The 964-nt window shown below is 24.6% G+C and carries 1 protein-coding gene; it reads right to left on the bottom strand.

Annotation, left to right across the window (positions count from 1 at the left end; translation table 11 throughout):
- Positions 1 to 819 (bottom strand): tetratricopeptide repeat protein (locus EZH24_RS12570; protein ID WP_161976179.1); only part of this gene is annotated, 819 nt, incomplete at its 3' end.
- Positions 820 to 964: the final 145 nt, after the last annotated feature.

Genomic DNA, 964 nt, shown 5'->3' with positions numbered 1-964 from the left:
TCTATTATTATAAGCTGATGGATCTTTATTATCTAATTCTATACATTTATCATAATCTTTAATTGCTTCTTCATATTGTTTTGCATCATCTTTAGCCAATGCTCTATTAAAATAGCCATATATATTTTTATCATCAAGCTCTATAACTCTTGTAAAATAATCTATGGCTTCCTTATATTTTTTATTTTGGTATGCCTGATAGCCTAAATTCAATTCGCTGTTTATTTTTACATTTTTATTATTTTCTTCAATTATTCTATCTGTTTCTTCCTTTATCTGCTTAAGAGATTTTTCTGCTTCTTTTTCTACGCTACTTAACTGTTCTCTTGCTTCATTTAAAATATTATTATTTACAAATGCTCCTGCAAATGAGAACACTATCATTACTACCGATATAAAGGCAAACCAGAAATTTAATGTGTCCGATGATGATTTTACTATTTCGCTCATTGATATTTGAAGATTTTTTGTATGGCTGTCTATTGCTTCTGCGAATGCATTTTGCAAATCTTCTATTGATGAGCTTTTTAATATTATATTATTAGTGATAAATTTATTGCTTTCTATCTCTGTTATTATAACATTAGTATAAAACTCTTCTTTAGTGATAATAATATTTTCTAATGGGCTTGAATATCTTTCCATAGCTTTATCAAGTCTGTATGAAACCAGCATATTATGTGCAAAATAAAGTGCCGCAAAAACTATCATAGATAATATAAATAATTTAATCATTACATTATAATTATCCATTTGGTAATTTCTTTTCTCTTTCTTACTTGTTTTATTATTAGAATCTATATTTTCCTTATTTTCCATAAATAATGCCCCAATCATTTTTTAGTATTATACTACATATTAAAAATATAAAAAGCTATTATTCAATACTTTAACGCACGGTAAACCAAATTATTAACAATATAATAAAATTTAAATTACAAATAAAGCTATATTTTTAATTTTA

It is taken from the genome of Brachyspira catarrhinii, from assembly GCF_005518285.1.
Taxonomy (GTDB): domain Bacteria; phylum Spirochaetota; class Brachyspiria; order Brachyspirales; family Brachyspiraceae; genus Brachyspira; species Brachyspira catarrhinii.
Note: the sequence above shows the minus strand (reverse complement) of the source record. Positions and strands in the feature narration are given on the sequence as shown.